Raw genomic sequence first — 14,583 nt, forward strand, 5'->3', positions numbered from 1 at the left:
GTCTCGCACCGGTGGTCGCGCCGACCGGGTCCGTGACGGCCCCGGCCCCGGGCAGCGTGGGCCTTCAGGGCTTCCAGGGCCTCGCACCGGCACCCACGGAAACCGGATCGCGACCGCCCCGACCGCGCCCCACGGCGGACGGCGACGGCGAGGGCCGGCTGCTGCTGGTGGGCGAGCCGGGCGTCGGGCGGCTGGCCGTCCTGGCGCGCAGGCGGCTGGAGTTCCTGCACGACGCCGGGGCCCGGATCGGCACGACCCTCGACGTCACACGCACCGCCGAGGAACTGGTGGAGGTCACCGTGCCGCGGTTCGCGGACTTCGCCGCCGTGGACCTGCCCGATGTGGTGCTGCGCGGCGAGGAACCGGGACCGCTGGGCGCCAAGACCCCGCTGCGCCGGGTCGCGCTGGGCGCCCTGCACGAGGAGTCCCAGCTGTACGAGGTCGGCGAGGTGGTCGAGTACGTACCGTCCACGCCGCAGGCCCGCAGCCTGGAGACCAGGCAGTCGGTGCTCGAACCCGTGCTCGCCGAGGCGCGCGGCTGGCTCGCCCAGGACCCGCCGCGGCTGGAACGCGTGCTGGACGTCGGCATCCACTCCCTGATCACGGTGCCGCTGCGGGCCCGCGGCACGACCCTCGGCGTGGTCAGCTTCTACCGCTCCGAGAAACCCACGTCCTTCGAGGACGACGACCTCTACCTCGCCCAGGAACTGGTCGGCCGCGCGGCGATCTGCATCGACAACGCCCGCCGCTACACCCGCGAGCACGACACCGCCCTCGCCCTCCAGCGCAGCCTGCTGCCGAGGGGCCGGCCCGAGCAGAGCGCCGTCGAGATCGCCTACCGCTACCTGCCCGCACAGGCGGGCGTCGGCGGCGACTGGTTCGACGTCATCCCGCTGTCCGGTGCCCGCGTGGCCCTGGTCGTCGGCGATGTCGTCGGCCACGGCCTGCACGCCGCCGCCACCATGGGCCGGCTGCGCACCGCCGTGCACAACTTCTGTTCCCTGGACCTGCCGCCCGACGACCTCCTCACCCACCTCGACGACCTCGTCGCACGGCTGGACCGCGGCGAGGGCTGGGCCGTGGAGAACACCCCCGACTCCGGCATCGTCGGAGCCACGTGCCTGTACGCCGTCTACGATCCGGTGTCCCGGCGCTGCACCCTCACCCGCGCCGGGCACCCACTGCCCGCGGTCGTCGGGCCGGACGGCGCCGTGGAGTTCGTCGACCTGCCCTCCGGGCCGCCGCTCGGCCTCGGCGGGCTGCCGTTCGAGACGGCCGAACTGGAACTGGCCGAGGGCAGCCAGCTCGTGCTCTACACGGACGGTCTGGTCGAGGACCGGATGCGGGACATCGACAGCGGCCTGGAGCTGCTGCGGTCCGTCCTGGCCCGGCCCGACCGGGCGCCGGAGGAGACCTGCGAGGCGGTCCTCGACGCGCTGCTGCCGACCCGCCCCGGTGACGACGTGGCGCTGCTGGTCGCCCGGACGCACGCGCTGGGACCCGATCAGGTCGCCGAGTGGGATGTGCCCAGCGACCCGGCCGCCGTCTCCCGCTCCCGCGCGGCCGTCACCGGGCAACTGACCGCCTGGGGCCTGGAGGAACTGGCCTTCACCACCGAACTCGTCGCCAGCGAACTGGTCACCAACGCCATCCGGCACGCGACCGGCCCGGTGCGGCTGCGGCTGCTTCGCGACCGGGCGCTGATCTGCGAGGTCTCCGACGGCAGCAGCACCTCGCCCCGGCTGCGCCGCGCCCGTACCGAGGACGAGGGCGGCCGCGGCCTGTTCCTCGTCGCCCAGCTCACCGAGCGCTGGGGGACCCGCTACGCCCCCGACGGCAAGATCATCTGGACGGAGCAGCCGCTGCCGTGAGCCCGCCCTCCGCAGCCGGTGGTGGAGCCCGGCCTCCGGCGACGCCAGTCGGACCGGCTGGCCGAGGCGGCCGGGGTGACCTACCCGGCCGGTGTGACGCTCCGGTGTCCGACAGCGAAAGCGGGAAGGGCGGGAGTACGACACGGCCGGTTTCGGGAGGAGGCCTGCCTACGCCGCGGCGAATCCCGCCCCGGCCACCGGAAACCCCGGGCTCCGCAGCACGCGCCGGTCCGCGTCCACCGCGAACACCTCGCAGTGCTCGCGGGCCGCCGCCCACGCGACGCCCTGGGCGCCCAGGGCGAACGCCGCCGTCGCGACCGTGTCCGCCTCGGTCAGGGTCGGGGCCACGACGGTCATGCTGATCAGGCCCGTCGCCGGGCGGCCCGTGCGGGCGTCGAGGATGTGGTCGCCGCGTTCGTAGCGTGCGGAGGTCGCGACGGCCCGGTCCGTGAGGTCCAGGACCGTGCAGAGCCGGTCGGCGTGTTCGGGGTGGCGTACGCCGACGCGCCAGGGGCCGCCGGAGGCGATCACGTCGCCGCCCGCGTTGAGGCAGAAGCGCCGCGCTCCGGCCGCCGACAGGAGCTCCGCCCCCTTCTGCACCGACCAGCCCTTCACCACGGCACAGGGGTCGAGGCCGCGGCCGGGAAGGCGTGCGTCGAAGGCGCCGCCGGTCGCGATCCGGTACTCCTCGCACAGGTCCAGGACCTCCCGAAGCGCCGGGCTGGGGTCGCGCACCTCTCCCCGGTCCAGCCGCGACACCTCGCTGTCCGGCCGGAACGGGCTGAACCGCGCGTCGACCTCGCGCAGCCAGGCGAAGAGGCCGTCCACCGGCGCCTCGGGGAAGTCCTCGTCGTCGATCCGTACCGACACCGGGAACCCCATGACGTGCTCGACGCGCCGCATGCCGTCAGCCCCTCGCGTCGATGGCGGCCTGGAGGGACTCCTTGTAGCCGTCGCTGGTGATCGTGGCACCGGACACCGTGTCGATGTCCGCGCTCTGCGCCTGGAGCGTCTCCTCGATCAGCTTGGGCACGGCGGCCGTCGTCTGCGGATGGTTCGGCTGCCGGAGCATCCGCACCGAGGCGATCTTGTCGCCGTCGAAGGTGACCTCGACCTGCACCGGCCCCTTCTCGGTGTCGATGGTCGAGCCGGACACGACCGTGGTCGTGGTGCCGCCCGACGAGGAGACCGAGGGTGTCGACGCGGGCGCGGCGGCCTCGGTGGCGGACGACGACCCGGTGTCCTGCGACGGCGCGTACCGCCAGAGGGGGATCAGACCGGCGACGCTCAGGACGAGGACGGGTATGGCTCGCTTCACGAATCTCTCCTCCTCAGCCGGCCAGGCTGAAGCGCTCGAAGTGGGTCTGCGTCCTGGGCACGCCCAGCTCGCGCAGGCTGCCGAGCACCGCGTTCATCATCGGCGGCGGGCCGCACAGGTAGACGTCCCGGGCGGTGATGTCCGGGACCAGACGCGCCAGCTCCTGCGGCGCCAGCCGGTCGGGCACGGCCGGCCCGGTGACCAGGTGCAGCTCGGCACCCTTGGCGTGCGCGAGTTCGCGCAGTTCGTCGTAGAGGACGGCGTCCTGGTCGGTGGCCACCCGGTAGATCACGACCGCGTGGCCGTGCAGTTCCTCCAGCAGGGCCCGGATCGGGGTGACACCGACGCCGCCGGCGATGAGCAGGGCGTCCGGGCGGGTGCGGTGCAGCGTGGTGAAGGCGCCGTAGGGGCCCTCGGCGAACACCCGCGTGCCGACCTTCAGATGCCGCAGGGCAGCGCTGCCGTCGCCCGCCCGCTTGGCGGTCAGGCGCAGGGTGCGGCCGTCCGGCGCGGCGGACAGCGAGAACGGGTTGGCCTGCCACCAGCGGTCCTTCGTCAGGAACCGCCACAGGAAGAACTGCCCGGCCCGGGCGGGCAGCCGGTCCAGGTCGCGGCCCGTGATGTAGACCGAGACCACGTCGTCGTTCTCGGGGACGACGGCCGTGACCCGCAGCTGGTGGCGGAGGTTGCGCCACAGCGGCAGCACCAGGCGTCCGAGGAACACCGACGCGAGGGCCACGCCCCACACGGCGTACCAGTACGTCCGCGCCACGGACGACGAGGTGAACGACGTACCCGCCGCGACCTGGTGCGTGAACGCCAGCACCACCGCGACGTAGGTGTACAGGTGGATGAAGTGCCAGGTCTCGTACGCCAGCCGGCGCCGGGCGGAGCGGGCTGAGACCGCGCCGACCACGATGATGATCGCCAGGGCGGCGATCGCGCGCAGCACGCCCTCGACGGTCTCGGCGAGATCCACCAGCTGGTTCACCGGGTCCAGGGACGAGGACTGCGCGTAGCCGAAGACGATGAACACGGCGTGTGCCAGCAGCAGCCACAGCACCGAGAAGCCTGTCCAGCGGTGCCAGGACGTCAGCCGGTCCATGCCGATCCGCCGGTCGAACCACGGCAGCCGCGCCACCAGCAGCAGCTGGAACGCCATGAGCAGCGCCCCGTACAGCCCCGCCAGCCGCCCCAGCACGATCAGCGTGTTCGAGGCGAAACCGGCCTGGACGAAGAAGACGGTCACCACGACCGCGTTGGCGAGCAGCAGCGCGTACAGGCCGGTGCGGCCCACCACTCTCGGGCGCACGCCCGGGCGGGTCGCCGCGGGGGGTTCTTGGAGGGTCGTCACGATCGGCAGCTCCTTGATCGGATCCTGGGACACCGAGCTTGTCGCGGGGGAGCTGTCGGAATACTGTCGCTCAACTTTCAAGTGTTTATCGATCCGGCGGCGAAGGCCCCGGCGGCTATGGCGGCACACGACACGTGAAGCACTATGAGCGGGTGGAAAAAGTACGACTCCTCGTCGTCGACGACGACCCGCCCATCGCCGACCTCGTCGCGACCGTCGCCCGCTACGAGGGCTGGGAAGCGGTCACGGCGTACTCCGGCGAGGACGCGCTGAAGCGGGCCGCCGAGTTCCACCCGGACATCGTGGTGCTCGACCTGATGCTGCCCGGCGTCGACGGCTTCGGCGTCCTGGACCGGCTGCGCGCCTCCGGCACGATGGTGCCGGTGGTGTTCCTCACCGCGCGCGACGGCGTCGCCGACCGGGTCGCGGGCCTGACCCGGGGCGGCGACGACTACCTGGTCAAGCCGTTCGCCGTGGAGGAGCTGATGGCCCGGCTGCGGACCGTGCTGCGGCGCAGCGCCGGCCCCGCCTTCCAGCGGTCCGTGCTCCAGGTCGGCGACCTGACCATGGACGAGGACACCCGCGAGGTGCGGCGCGGCGAGAGACTGCTGTCGCTGACCCCGACCGAGTACGAGGTGCTGCGCTACCTGATGCGCAAGTCGCCCACCGTGCTCACCAAGGCGCAGATCCTCGACCACGTGTGGGAGTACGGCTTCGGCGGCCGCTCCAACGTCGTCGAGCTGGTCATCAGCCGGCTGCGCCGCAAGCTCGACGAGACGGACGACGGCGGTACGCCGCTGATCCACACCGTGCGGGGATTCGGGTACGTCCTGCGACAGGCCTCCGAGTGATCGCCCGGCTGCGGCGGGCCTACCGCGGGATGCGCCTGGGCACCCGGCTGGCCCTCGGCCTCGGCGCCCTGTCGCTCGTCGTGTTCGCCGTCGTCGGCACGGCCCTCACCACGTACATGCGCGACTACCTGTCGGCCCAGCTCGACACCCAGCTGGCGCAGGCGCAGATCGCCCAGTCCAAGAGCATCGCGGACTACGGCACGCTCTCGGGCAAGAAGTACTACAGCTGGTTCTACGCCGTGTACGACGTCTCGGACGGCAGGCCCGAGCTTCGCAGGCCCGAGGACCCCGCCGACCTGCCCGAGGACGTCGACGACTTCACCGCCCTGGCCTCGGCGCAGAGCGCCGCGCACACGGAGCTGCTGCGCACCGAGCACCTCAGGGGCGCGGGCACCTACCGGCTGCGCGCCTGCGAGGTCGAGCCCGGGGTGGTCCTGGTGAGCGCCGCGCCCATGGAGGACATCGAGGACACCGTCGGGCAGCTGATCACCATCCAGGTCGTCACCTTCGCGCTCGCGCTGCTCGCCCTGGTGGTCTTCGGCCGCCGGATGCTGCGCCGCGGGCTGAAGCCGCTCAGCGACATGGCGTCCACCGCGCACGGCATCGCCTCGCACGACCTGACCGAGTCGGCGGCCCGGCTGCCGCTGCGCGCCGACGGCCGGGACGGCGGGCCCGAGGTGGACGAGCTGCGGACCGCCTTCAACACGATGCTGGAGCACATCGACGACTCCCTGGCCGTGCGCGCGGAGGCCGAGCAGCGGCTGCGCCGGTTCGTCGCGGACGCCTCGCACGAGCTGCGCACCCCGCTGATGTCGGTACGCGGCTACGCCGACCTCTTCCAGTACGCCGCCGCCAACGCCCCCGAGGAACGCGACCGGCACCTGGCCCGGCTGCGTGCCGAGGCCGCCCGGATGGGCATCCTCCTGGACGACCTGCTGCTGCTCGCCCGGCTGGACGCGGCGGAGGTGGAGGCGCCGCTGCGGCTGGAGGACGCCGACCTGGCGGAGCTCGTGCGCCAGGCCGCGGACGCCTTCCGGGCCAGCCGGCCGGACCACCCGCTGACGGTGACCACCGGCCCGGCGGCGGTCAAGGTGCGACTGGACCCGCAGCGCGTCCGGCAGGTCCTGGACAACCTTCTCGCCAACGCCGCCGTGCACACCCCGCCCGGAACCCCGGTGTCCGTGGAGGTCGTCGTCGCCTCCGGCACCGCCCTGGTCCGGATCGCCGACGCGGGTCCCGGCATCCCGCCCGAGGACCACGAGCGCGTCTTCGACCGCTTCTACCGCGTCGACAAGGCCCGCAGCCGCGACCGCGGCGGCAGCGGCCTCGGCCTGGCCGTCGCCCAGTCCCTGGTCCGGGCCCACGGCGGCCGCATCGAGCTGGACAGCGCACCGGGGGCGACGGTGTTCACCGTGCGCCTGCCCCTGGACGGGGCGGGGCTCCCGGCCGCCCCGGGGCCGGAAACGACCGCCGTCTAGACTCGACCGGCAACAGCCCGTACGACAGTGGCCAATACTCTCCGCCAACCCGAAGGGCCCCGGCGTCTTGATACGGATCGATTCAGTCACCAAGCGGTACCCGGACGGCACGGTGGCGGTCGACCGGCTCTCGCTGGAGATACCCGACCGCTCGATCACCGTCCTCGTCGGACCGTCGGGCTGCGGCAAGACGACCACCCTGCGGATGATCAACCGGATGGTCGAACCGAGTGAGGGGACGATCCTCCTCGACGGCGAGGACATCCAGCGACAGCCCGTCACCACCCTGCGCCGGTCCATGGGTTACGTCATCCAGAACGCCGGCCTCTTCCAGCACCGCACGATCGTTGACAACATCGCGACCGTGCCCCGCATGCTCGGCTGGGGCAGGCAGAAGGCCCGGGCACGGGCCGCGGAGCTGATGGAGCGGGTGGGGCTCGACGCCGCGCTCGCCAAGCGGTACCCGTACCAGCTGTCCGGCGGCCAGCAGCAGCGCGTCGGCGTGGCCAGGGCGCTCGCAGCCGACCCGCCGGTGCTGCTCATGGACGAGCCGTTCTCGGCGGTCGACCCCGTGGTGCGCAAGGGGCTCCAGGACGAACTGCTGCGCATCCAGGACGAGTTGGGCAAGACCATCGTCTTCGTCACTCACGACATCGACGAGGCGATCAAGCTCGGCACGATGGTCGCTGTGATGCGTACCGGCGGCCACCTCGCCCAGTACGCGCCCCCGGCCGAGCTGCTGTCCAGCCCCGCCGACGCCTTCGTCGAGGACTTCCTCGGCGGTGACCGCGGCATCCGGCGGCTGTCGTTCTTCCCGTCCGAGCGGCTGGAGTTGACGAGCGACCCGGTGATCCCGCTCGACGCCACCGCCGAGCAGATCGCCGCCCCCGACGCCCCCTACGTCCTGGTGACCGACGCGGACGGCCGGCCACTCGGCTGGAGCGAGCCGCGGAACCTCGTCGCGGGGGACATCCGGCCGGAGCGACTGCTGTCCTACGGGCGGCCGTTCGTGCCCGGCACCGACTCGCTGCGGGCCGCCCTCGACTGCGCGGTGCTGTCGCCGGCCGGCTGGGCCGTCGCCGTGGACACCGGCGGGCGGGTGACCGGCGTCGTCTCGCAGCAGACCATCGGCGAGGCGATCCGCAGCGCCCACGCGGCGGGGCGCGACGACGAGAAGGTCGCCGGATGAGCGACTACCTCCACGACTTCTTCGACATCCCGAGCGACCTCCAGCACAACTGGATCGGACTGGTCGGACTGCACCTGAGGGAGGCTTTGCTGCCGGTCGTGGCCGGACTGCTCCTGGCGCTGCCGATCGCCCAGCTCTGCGTACGCTTCCGCTGGCTCTACCCGCCCGTCCTCGGCGTCACGACCGTGCTGTACGCCATCCCGTCGCTGGCGTTCTTCGTCGTCCTCATCGACTACACCGGGCAGACCGAACTCACCGTGATGATCCCGCTGGCTGTCTACAGCCTGGTGGTGCTCGTCCCGGCGATCGTCGACGGGGTGCGCTCGGTGCCCCCGGAGACCCTGTCCGCGGCCACCGCCATGGGCTTCGGTCCCGTACGGCGGTACTTCCAGGTGCAGTTGCCGATCGCGGTCCCGGCGATCATCGCCGGCCTGCGAGTGGCGACCGTGTCGAGCATCTCCCTCGTCAGCGTCGGCATGCTGATCGGCAACCAGGGCGCGCTCGGCAACCTGCTCCACGACGCGCAGATCTACAACCGGCCCGAACTGACCTGGAACTCCGTGATCACCACGGCCCTCCTGGCGATCCTCGTCGACGCCCTGCTGGTCCTCGTGCGCGTGCTGCTGACGCCCTGGATGCCCAGCGGCACGGCCGGCCGCGAGCAGGCGCCCGCCCTCAAGGACGCAGCCCGGTGAACGTACTCGACTTCGTCAACTCCTTCTTCAGCGACAGCGCACACTGGCACGGCTACGACGGCATCCCGGCCCGCCTCGGGGAACACGTGCAGTACACCCTGGAGGCGCTCGCCCTCGCCGCCGCGATCGGACTGCCGGTCGGCCTGGTCACCGGTCACTACGGGCGTGGCGGGAACGCCCTGTCCCTGGTCGCCACCGCCGGGCGGGCCCTGCCCAGCTTCGGTCTGCTGGTGCTGATGACGACCCTGCTGGGATTCGGGATGCTGCCCGTGATGATCCCGCTGGTCGTCCTCGCCGTCCCGCCGATCCTCGTCACCACCTACGAGGCGATGCGGTCGGTCGACCCCTCACCCGTGGACGCCGCCCGCGGCATGGGCATGCACGAGTCCCGGATCCTCTTCCAGGTGGAACTGCCGGTCGCCCTGCCGCTGATCCTGAGCGGCCTGCGCTCGGCGGCCATCCAGATCGTGTCGACGGCGACCATCGCCGCGTACGTCAGCCTGGGCGGCCTCGGCCGGTACATCGTCGACGGCCTCTACCAGCGCGACTACGAGAAGGTGGTGGGCGGCGCGACACTGGTCGCCGTCCTGGCGCTGGTCACGCTCGCGCTGTTCTGGGCGGTCGCGCGGGTCGCGGTGTCGCCCGGGGTGAGCAGGAGATGAGAGGCGGAGTGCCGCAATCTGCCGCAGATTGACGCCGATTGTAACCAGGCTGCTCTTGACTGACCGATCAGCGGCTGGCTTGGATCAATGGGTGATTACTACGGCGAAGAGCAGCACCCGGTCCATCACGAGGCACCCCGGCGCGGCCGCAGTCGCGCTCGCCGCGGCAGTGGCGCTCCTCGCGGGCTGTTCCTCCGGCGGCACCTCCGACGACCCGCTCAAGGACGGCGGAGCGGAGAGCGGCACCGTCGTGGTCGGCTCCAACAACTTCGCCGAGAGCATCCTGCTCGCCGACATCTACGGCGAGGCCCTCAAGGCCAAGGGCATCAAGGTCACCTACAAGCCCAACATCGGCAGCCGTGAGACCACCTACGGCCTGATGAAGAACGGCACCATCACCCTGCTGCCGGAGTACAACGGCTCCCTGCTGGCGTACCTCGACGCCAAGGCCAAGCCGAAGACGGTCGAGGAGACCACGACCGCGATCAACGGCAAGCTCGATTCCAAGCTGGAACTGCTGAAGCCGTCGGCCGCGCAGAACAAGGACTCCGTGACCCTCAACGCTCAGACCGCGAAGAAGTACAAGCTCACCTCCGAGTCCTCCATCGGGGAGCTCAAGGACGTCGCCAAGGACCTGGTGTTCGGCGGCTCCCCGGAGTTCCAGACCCGGCACCAGGGCCTGGTGGGCCTGAAGTCGGTGTACGGGCTGGAGTTCAAGTCCTTCAAGTCCCTCGACGCGGGCGGGCCGCTGACCCAGGAGGCGCTGAAGAGGAACACCGTGCAGGCCGCGGACCTCTTCACCACCGACCCGACCATCGCCCGGGACAAGTTCGTCGTCCTGAAGGACCCGGAGAACCTCTTCGGCTTCCAGAACGTGCAGCCGCTGGTCCGCAAGGGCGAGCTGCCCAAGGAGGGCGCCGAGGCGCTCGACGCGGTCTCGGCCAAGCTCGACACGAAGGCGCTGCTCGACCTGGACGCGCAGGTGCAGTTGGAGAAGAAGGACCCGCTGGACGTGGCCAAGGCGTGGCTGAAGTCGCAGGGTCTGGACTGACACCCCTTGGGGGTGTCCGCACCCCGGACACCCCCTAGGCCTGCACCGCCGTCGCGATCAGCTGGTCGATCAGTGCGATCAGCACGTCCCGGCACGACTCCCTGTCCCGCGCGTCGCACAGCAGCACCTGCACGTGCTCCGGCACCGCGAGCGCGTCCCTGATCTCCTCGGGCGGATACGGGTGTTCGCCGTGGAAGCCGTTGACGCCGACGACGAAGGGGATGCCCCGGCGTTCGAAGAAGTCGATCGCGGCGAAGCTGGACTCGGGTCTGCGGACGTCGACCAGGACCACGGCACCGAGCGCGCCGAGGGCCAGGTCGTTCCACATGAACCAGAACCGCTGCTGCCCCGGCGTACCGAACAGGTACAGCACCAGGTCCCGGCTGACGGTGATCCGGCCGAAGTCCAGGGCCACGGTGGTGGCCCGCTTCTCCTCGATACCCTCCAGGTCGTCGATACCCAGACCGGCCATGGTCAGGGGTTCCTCGGTGCGCAGCGGGACGATCTCGCTGACCGACCCGACCATGGTGGTCTTGCCCACGCCGAAGCCCCCGGCGATGAGGATCTTGACCGTGTCGGGTGCCGAGGACGCGTCGGTGGCGACGTCAGAGCCGGCCAAGGCCGTCCCTCACTTTCTTCAGCAGGTCCAGGTCCGGAGTGGTACGGGAGACGAGGCGCGGCGGACGGACGGTGATCCGGCCGGCCTCCAGCAGGTCGCAGAGCAGGATGGCGACCACGCTCACCGGCAGGTCGAGCCGGGCGGCCAGCTCCGCCACGGCCACCGGCTCGGCGCACAGCCGGAGGATCCGGGTGTGCTCGGGCTGGCACCGGGCCGCCGCGGCGGGCTGCGGCTCGACCGCGGTCACCGTCGCGATGAGTGTGAAGTCGGCGCGGCTGGGCCGGGTCCGGCCACCGGTCAGCGCGAACGGCCGTACGAGCCGCCCCGCCGAGTCGCCTCCGCCCACCTCACACGCCGGGGTCGACGACGGGACCGGCCATGCCCCGCGGTGCCGCGCTGAGGTGCTCGCCGATCTTCTTCACCAGCATGTTCATCTGGTACGCCACCACACCGACGTCAGCGCCGGGCCCCGTGAGCACGACCAAGTGGGCGCCGGGACCGGCGGAGGTGAGGATCAGATAGCTGTTGGCCATCTCGATGAGCGCCTGGCGCACCGGACCGCCCCGGAAGTCCATGCTGACGCCCTTGCTGAGGCTCATCAGCCCGGACGCGGTCGCCGCGAGCCGCTCGGCGTCGTCGCGCAGGAATCCGGTGGACTTGCTGACCACCAGGCCGTCCTCGGACAGCACCACGGCCTGGTTCACATCGGCGACCCGCTCCACGAGTCCGGTCAGCAGCTGGTCGAGCTGGGTGTGCGTGGCGGGGATGGGGCGTGTCATTGCGGTGTCCTTCGTCAGCGGTCGGCGGTCAGCGGTCGGCGGGCGGAGTCGAGGGGACAGGGGCGGCGGCCTGCCGGGGTGGTGCGGCCGCTTCCTCGTCGTACGGCGGTTCGGCGTCGTCGTCACGGGCCCGGAGCGTGCCGCGCTGGAAGCCGGCCAGGGAGGAGGCGGCCGCTTCCGCGGTGAAGTCGTCGGGGGAGCCGTCGCCGCCGGCGGGCGCGGGCTCCTCGCGCAGTTCCTCCACCAGGCTGGTCTGCGGCACCCGGCGGGGGAGCGGGGCGAGACCGTCCCGGCGGGGGATGACCGCGCGGGCGGCGGACGTGGCGGCAGGAACGGCGGACGTGGCGGCGGACGCGGCGGCGGAGGCGGTCCGGGCCGCGGCGACGGGCCGGGACCCGCTTGCGGACCCGGCGGTGCGTATGTCGCGCGCCGACGTCTCGATTCCCTCCGGCGTCTCGATTCCCTCCAGCGTCCCGGCTCCCTCCGGCGTCCCGGTTCCCTCCCACACCGCCGCGCTCTCCGACACCTCGGCGGGCTCGGCACCCACCGGGCTCCGCCCGTCGATCGAACCCGCTACGTCCACAGCACTCCGCCCGTCGTCCACCGGGCTCTGCCCGTTCTTCGCACCGCCACTGGTCTGCGGGCCGTCGCCCGCCCCTCTCGGCCCGAGGGAGGCGGCCAGGCCGTTCGGGCCGGCCACCGCCTTGGCGTCCCGCGCACCCGGCGCACCGGCCTCCGGGATCTCCCGCACCACGATGTCGTGCGGTATCAGCACGATCGCCGTGGTCCCGCCGTACGGCGACGGGCGCAGGGTGACGGCGATGCCGTGCCGGTGGGCCAGCTGGGCGATCACGAACATGCCGAGCCGCAGGTCGTCGGCGAGCGCCACCACGTCGAACTGCGGGGGCACCGCCAGCTGTTCGTTGAAGGACGCGTAGTCCTCCTCCGACATGCCGAGGCCGCGGTCCTCGACCTCGACGGCCAGGCCCTTGGCGACCATCCCGGCCCGCACCGTGACGGGGCTCGGGGCGGGGGAGTACGCGGTCGCGTTGTCGATGAGCTCGGCCAGCAGATGGATGACGTCGGCCACCGCGGGCGGCGCGACGTACACCTCCTCCTCGGTGTGCACGTCCACCCGCTGGTACTCGGCGACCTCGCCGACCGCACTGCGCAGGATGTCGATCAGCGCGACCGGCTCGGCCCAGCTGCGGCCCGGCCGTTCGCCGCTGACGATGACGAGGTTCTCCTCGTAGCGGCGCAACTGGCTGGCCGTGGAGTCCAGTTCGTACAGGCTCTTGAGGATGTCCGGGTCGGAGTGCTCGCGTTCCAGTGTGTCGAGCCTGCTGAGCTGGAGGTTGACCAGGTTCTGGCTCTGCCGGGCGATGCCCAGGATGATCTTCTGGAAGCCGCGCCGGGTGTCGGCGAGTTCGACCGCGGTGTGCACGGCCGTGCGCTGGGCGGTGTTGAACGCCTGGGCGACCTGGCCGAGTTCGTCGTGGCCGTAGTCCAGCGGGGTCGTCGCCGACTCCGGGTCGACCGTCTCGCCCCGCTCCAGCCGCGCCACCACGTCGGGCAGCCGCTCCTGCGCGAGGCTGACGGCGGCCCGGCGCAGGCCGCGCAGCCGCCGGGACAGCGAGCGGGTGATCCGCCAGGACATGCCGACGCACACCAGCAGCGCGAGCAGCCCGCCGGCGCTCAGGATCCCCGCCTTGAGCAGCAGCCCGTCCGCCTTGTCGGCACTGCGTTCGAGCAGGTCCGTCGTCTGCCGCTGGATCAGGCTCGCGTACTGCTCGGACAGCTTGTCCATGGCGGCGTTCCACCGCTTCCGGGCGTCGGGCAGGGCGATGCGGTCCGCGCCGGCGCCGGTGTTCCGGGCCGCCAGCACCTGGTCCTCGACGGCCTGGAGGGTCTGCCACTCCGGGCTCGCCAGGATCCGCTCGGTCTGTGCCTTGGCAGTGCCGGTCAGTTGGGGCACGACCTGGTCCTGGACCAGCCAGCGCCGGGTGTTCACCAGCTCCGCGAACTGCACCCAGGCCTTGTCGTCGAGATGCCCGGACGGCCAGGCCAGGGTGAGCTGCGCGTCCTCCTGGGAGACCAGCTCCGCCGCGTGCTCCAGGGCGACCAGCGGACCGGCCTGAGAGGTGAGGTCGCCGTCGTCGACCTGGGAGAGCTCCTGGAACGCGTGGATCTGGTCGTCGATGATCGAGGAGTACTGGTCCAGCGCCTGCTGGGGGGTGATGTCGGTCGGGTCGTCCACCTGGTCCCGGTAGTACTCCAGGCTGCCCACCGAGCCCAGCACCGAGTACAGCCGGTCCGAGACGCGGGAGGGCGCCTTCTCGATCGCGTCCGCCTGCCCGACCAGCTTCGCGACCGCCGCGTCGGTCTCCTCGCGCTGCGCGTCCAGGGCGGCCCGGGAGCCGTGCGGCGAGGCCAGCCAGGCCGCCGACAGGCTGCGTTCCCGCTGGAGGGCGAGCGTCGTGTCGGTGCCCATGGCACCCGTCGACCGGCTCAGCTCCGTCTGGTCGCGCAGCCGAAGCCCCTCCGAGAACATCTGGATGGTCGTCACGCCCCACATGGCGGCGAGGGTGACGCTGGGCACCAGGGCCAGAAGCACCAGCGAGAGGCGTATGGATCCGAGACGGCGCCGGGCACCTGTCCGTCGAGACATCGTCGTCCTAGGGCGATCAGCGGGGAACGAGGAACGGGGAGGCGGATC

At 72.0% G+C, this 14,583-nt stretch carries 14 protein-coding genes; 7 read left to right on the top strand and 7 right to left on the bottom strand.

From position 1 onward, the window contains the following. Positions 1-1,871 (top strand): ATP-binding SpoIIE family protein phosphatase (locus CA983_RS28810; protein WP_244207146.1); only part of this gene is annotated, 1,871 nt, incomplete at its 5' end. Positions 1,872-2,039: 168 nt separating this feature from the next. On the opposite strand, the gene CA983_RS28815 is transcribed toward CA983_RS28810, so the two are convergent. Genes CA983_RS28815 through CA983_RS28825 form a run of 3 tightly spaced genes read right to left on the bottom strand, consistent with a single transcriptional unit; the run spans position 2,040 to position 4,543 of the window. Next, positions 2,040-2,774, bottom strand: coding sequence for an FAD:protein FMN transferase (locus CA983_RS28815; protein WP_086603753.1), 735 nt, complete (start codon positions 2,772-2,774; stop codon positions 2,040-2,042). Between the two features lie 4 nt (positions 2,775-2,778). After that, the gene (locus CA983_RS28820) at positions 2,779-3,189 is read right to left on the bottom strand and encodes an FMN-binding protein (RefSeq protein ID WP_086603754.1); all 411 of its coding nucleotides are present in this window, start codon (positions 3,187-3,189) and stop codon (positions 2,779-2,781) included. 13 nt (positions 3,190-3,202) lie between these two features. Next, positions 3,203-4,543, bottom strand: a complete 1,341-nt coding sequence (locus tag CA983_RS28825) for a ferredoxin reductase family protein (protein WP_208637064.1) — start codon at positions 4,541-4,543, stop codon at positions 3,203-3,205. Between the two features lie 152 nt (positions 4,544-4,695). On the opposite strand from CA983_RS28825, the gene CA983_RS28830 reads away from it, so the two are divergent. The 6 genes from CA983_RS28830 (at position 4,696) to CA983_RS28855 (ending at position 10,469) form a co-directional block, all read left to right on the top strand. Further along, positions 4,696-5,394 (top strand): response regulator transcription factor, encoded by a 699-nt coding sequence (locus tag CA983_RS28830; RefSeq protein ID WP_086603755.1) that lies wholly within the window; start codon positions 4,696-4,698, stop codon positions 5,392-5,394. Next, on the top strand, positions 5,391-6,872 hold the full coding sequence (locus CA983_RS28835; RefSeq protein ID WP_086603756.1) for a sensor histidine kinase: 1,482 nt from the start codon (positions 5,391-5,393) through the stop codon (positions 6,870-6,872). The genes CA983_RS28830 and CA983_RS28835 overlap by 4 nt, the downstream gene beginning before the upstream one ends. A gap of 67 nt (positions 6,873-6,939) precedes the next feature. Beyond that, positions 6,940-8,061 carry an ABC transporter ATP-binding protein gene (locus CA983_RS28840; protein ID WP_167407487.1) on the top strand — a complete coding sequence of 374 codons (1,122 nt, stop codon included), beginning with the start codon at positions 6,940-6,942 and terminating at the stop codon, positions 8,059-8,061. Beyond that, positions 8,058-8,756, top strand: a complete 699-nt coding sequence (locus tag CA983_RS28845) for an ABC transporter permease (RefSeq protein ID WP_086603757.1) — start codon at positions 8,058-8,060, stop codon at positions 8,754-8,756. Before CA983_RS28840 ends, CA983_RS28845 begins: the two co-directional genes overlap by 4 nt. Next, a complete protein-coding gene (locus CA983_RS28850; RefSeq protein WP_086603758.1) occupies positions 8,753-9,418 on the top strand; it encodes an ABC transporter permease in 666 nt (221 codons plus the stop codon). Before CA983_RS28845 ends, CA983_RS28850 begins: the two co-directional genes overlap by 4 nt. Before the next feature lie 91 nt (positions 9,419-9,509). Continuing rightward, positions 9,510-10,469, top strand: coding sequence for an ABC transporter substrate-binding protein (locus CA983_RS28855; RefSeq protein ID WP_425276485.1), 960 nt, complete (start codon positions 9,510-9,512; stop codon positions 10,467-10,469). Positions 10,470-10,503: 34 nt separating this feature from the next. Here the strand turns inward: CA983_RS28855 and CA983_RS28860 are convergent, their stop codons facing one another. Genes CA983_RS28860 through CA983_RS28875 form a run of 4 tightly spaced genes read right to left on the bottom strand, consistent with a single transcriptional unit; the run spans position 10,504 to position 14,535 of the window. Further along, the gene (locus tag CA983_RS28860; RefSeq protein WP_086603759.1) at positions 10,504-11,088 is read right to left on the bottom strand and encodes a GTP-binding protein; all 585 of its coding nucleotides are present in this window, start codon (positions 11,086-11,088) and stop codon (positions 10,504-10,506) included. Next, the gene (locus CA983_RS28865; protein ID WP_086603760.1) at positions 11,075-11,434 is read right to left on the bottom strand and encodes a DUF742 domain-containing protein; all 360 of its coding nucleotides are present in this window, start codon (positions 11,432-11,434) and stop codon (positions 11,075-11,077) included. The genes CA983_RS28860 and CA983_RS28865 overlap by 14 nt, the downstream gene beginning before the upstream one ends. Before the next feature lies 1 nt (position 11,435). Next, positions 11,436-11,867: a roadblock/LC7 domain-containing protein gene (locus CA983_RS28870; RefSeq protein WP_020271575.1), complete on the bottom strand. Its 432-nt coding sequence runs from the start codon at positions 11,865-11,867 to the stop codon at positions 11,436-11,438. Positions 11,868-11,895: 28 nt separating this feature from the next. Next, positions 11,896-14,535 (bottom strand): sensor histidine kinase, encoded by a 2,640-nt coding sequence (locus CA983_RS28875; RefSeq protein WP_086603761.1) that lies wholly within the window; start codon positions 14,533-14,535, stop codon positions 11,896-11,898. Positions 14,536-14,583: the final 48 nt, after the last annotated feature.

Source organism: Streptomyces swartbergensis, assembly GCF_002148965.1.
GTDB classification, from domain to species: Bacteria; Actinomycetota; Actinomycetes; order Streptomycetales; family Streptomycetaceae; genus Streptomyces; species Streptomyces swartbergensis.

Coding starts and splice junctions, on each gene's coding strand:
- CA983_RS28815 (WP_086603753.1), bottom strand. CDS start 2,774: ATGCGGCGCGTCGAGCACGTCATGGGGTTCCCGGTGTCGGTACGGATC.
- CA983_RS28845 (WP_086603757.1), top strand. CDS start 8,058: ATGAGCGACTACCTCCACGACTTCTTCGACATCCCGAGCGACCTCCAG.
- CA983_RS28870 (WP_020271575.1), bottom strand. CDS start 11,867: ATGACACGCCCCATCCCCGCCACGCACACCCAGCTCGACCAGCTGCTG.
- CA983_RS28875 (WP_086603761.1), bottom strand. CDS start 14,535: ATGTCTCGACGGACAGGTGCCCGGCGCCGTCTCGGATCCATACGCCTC.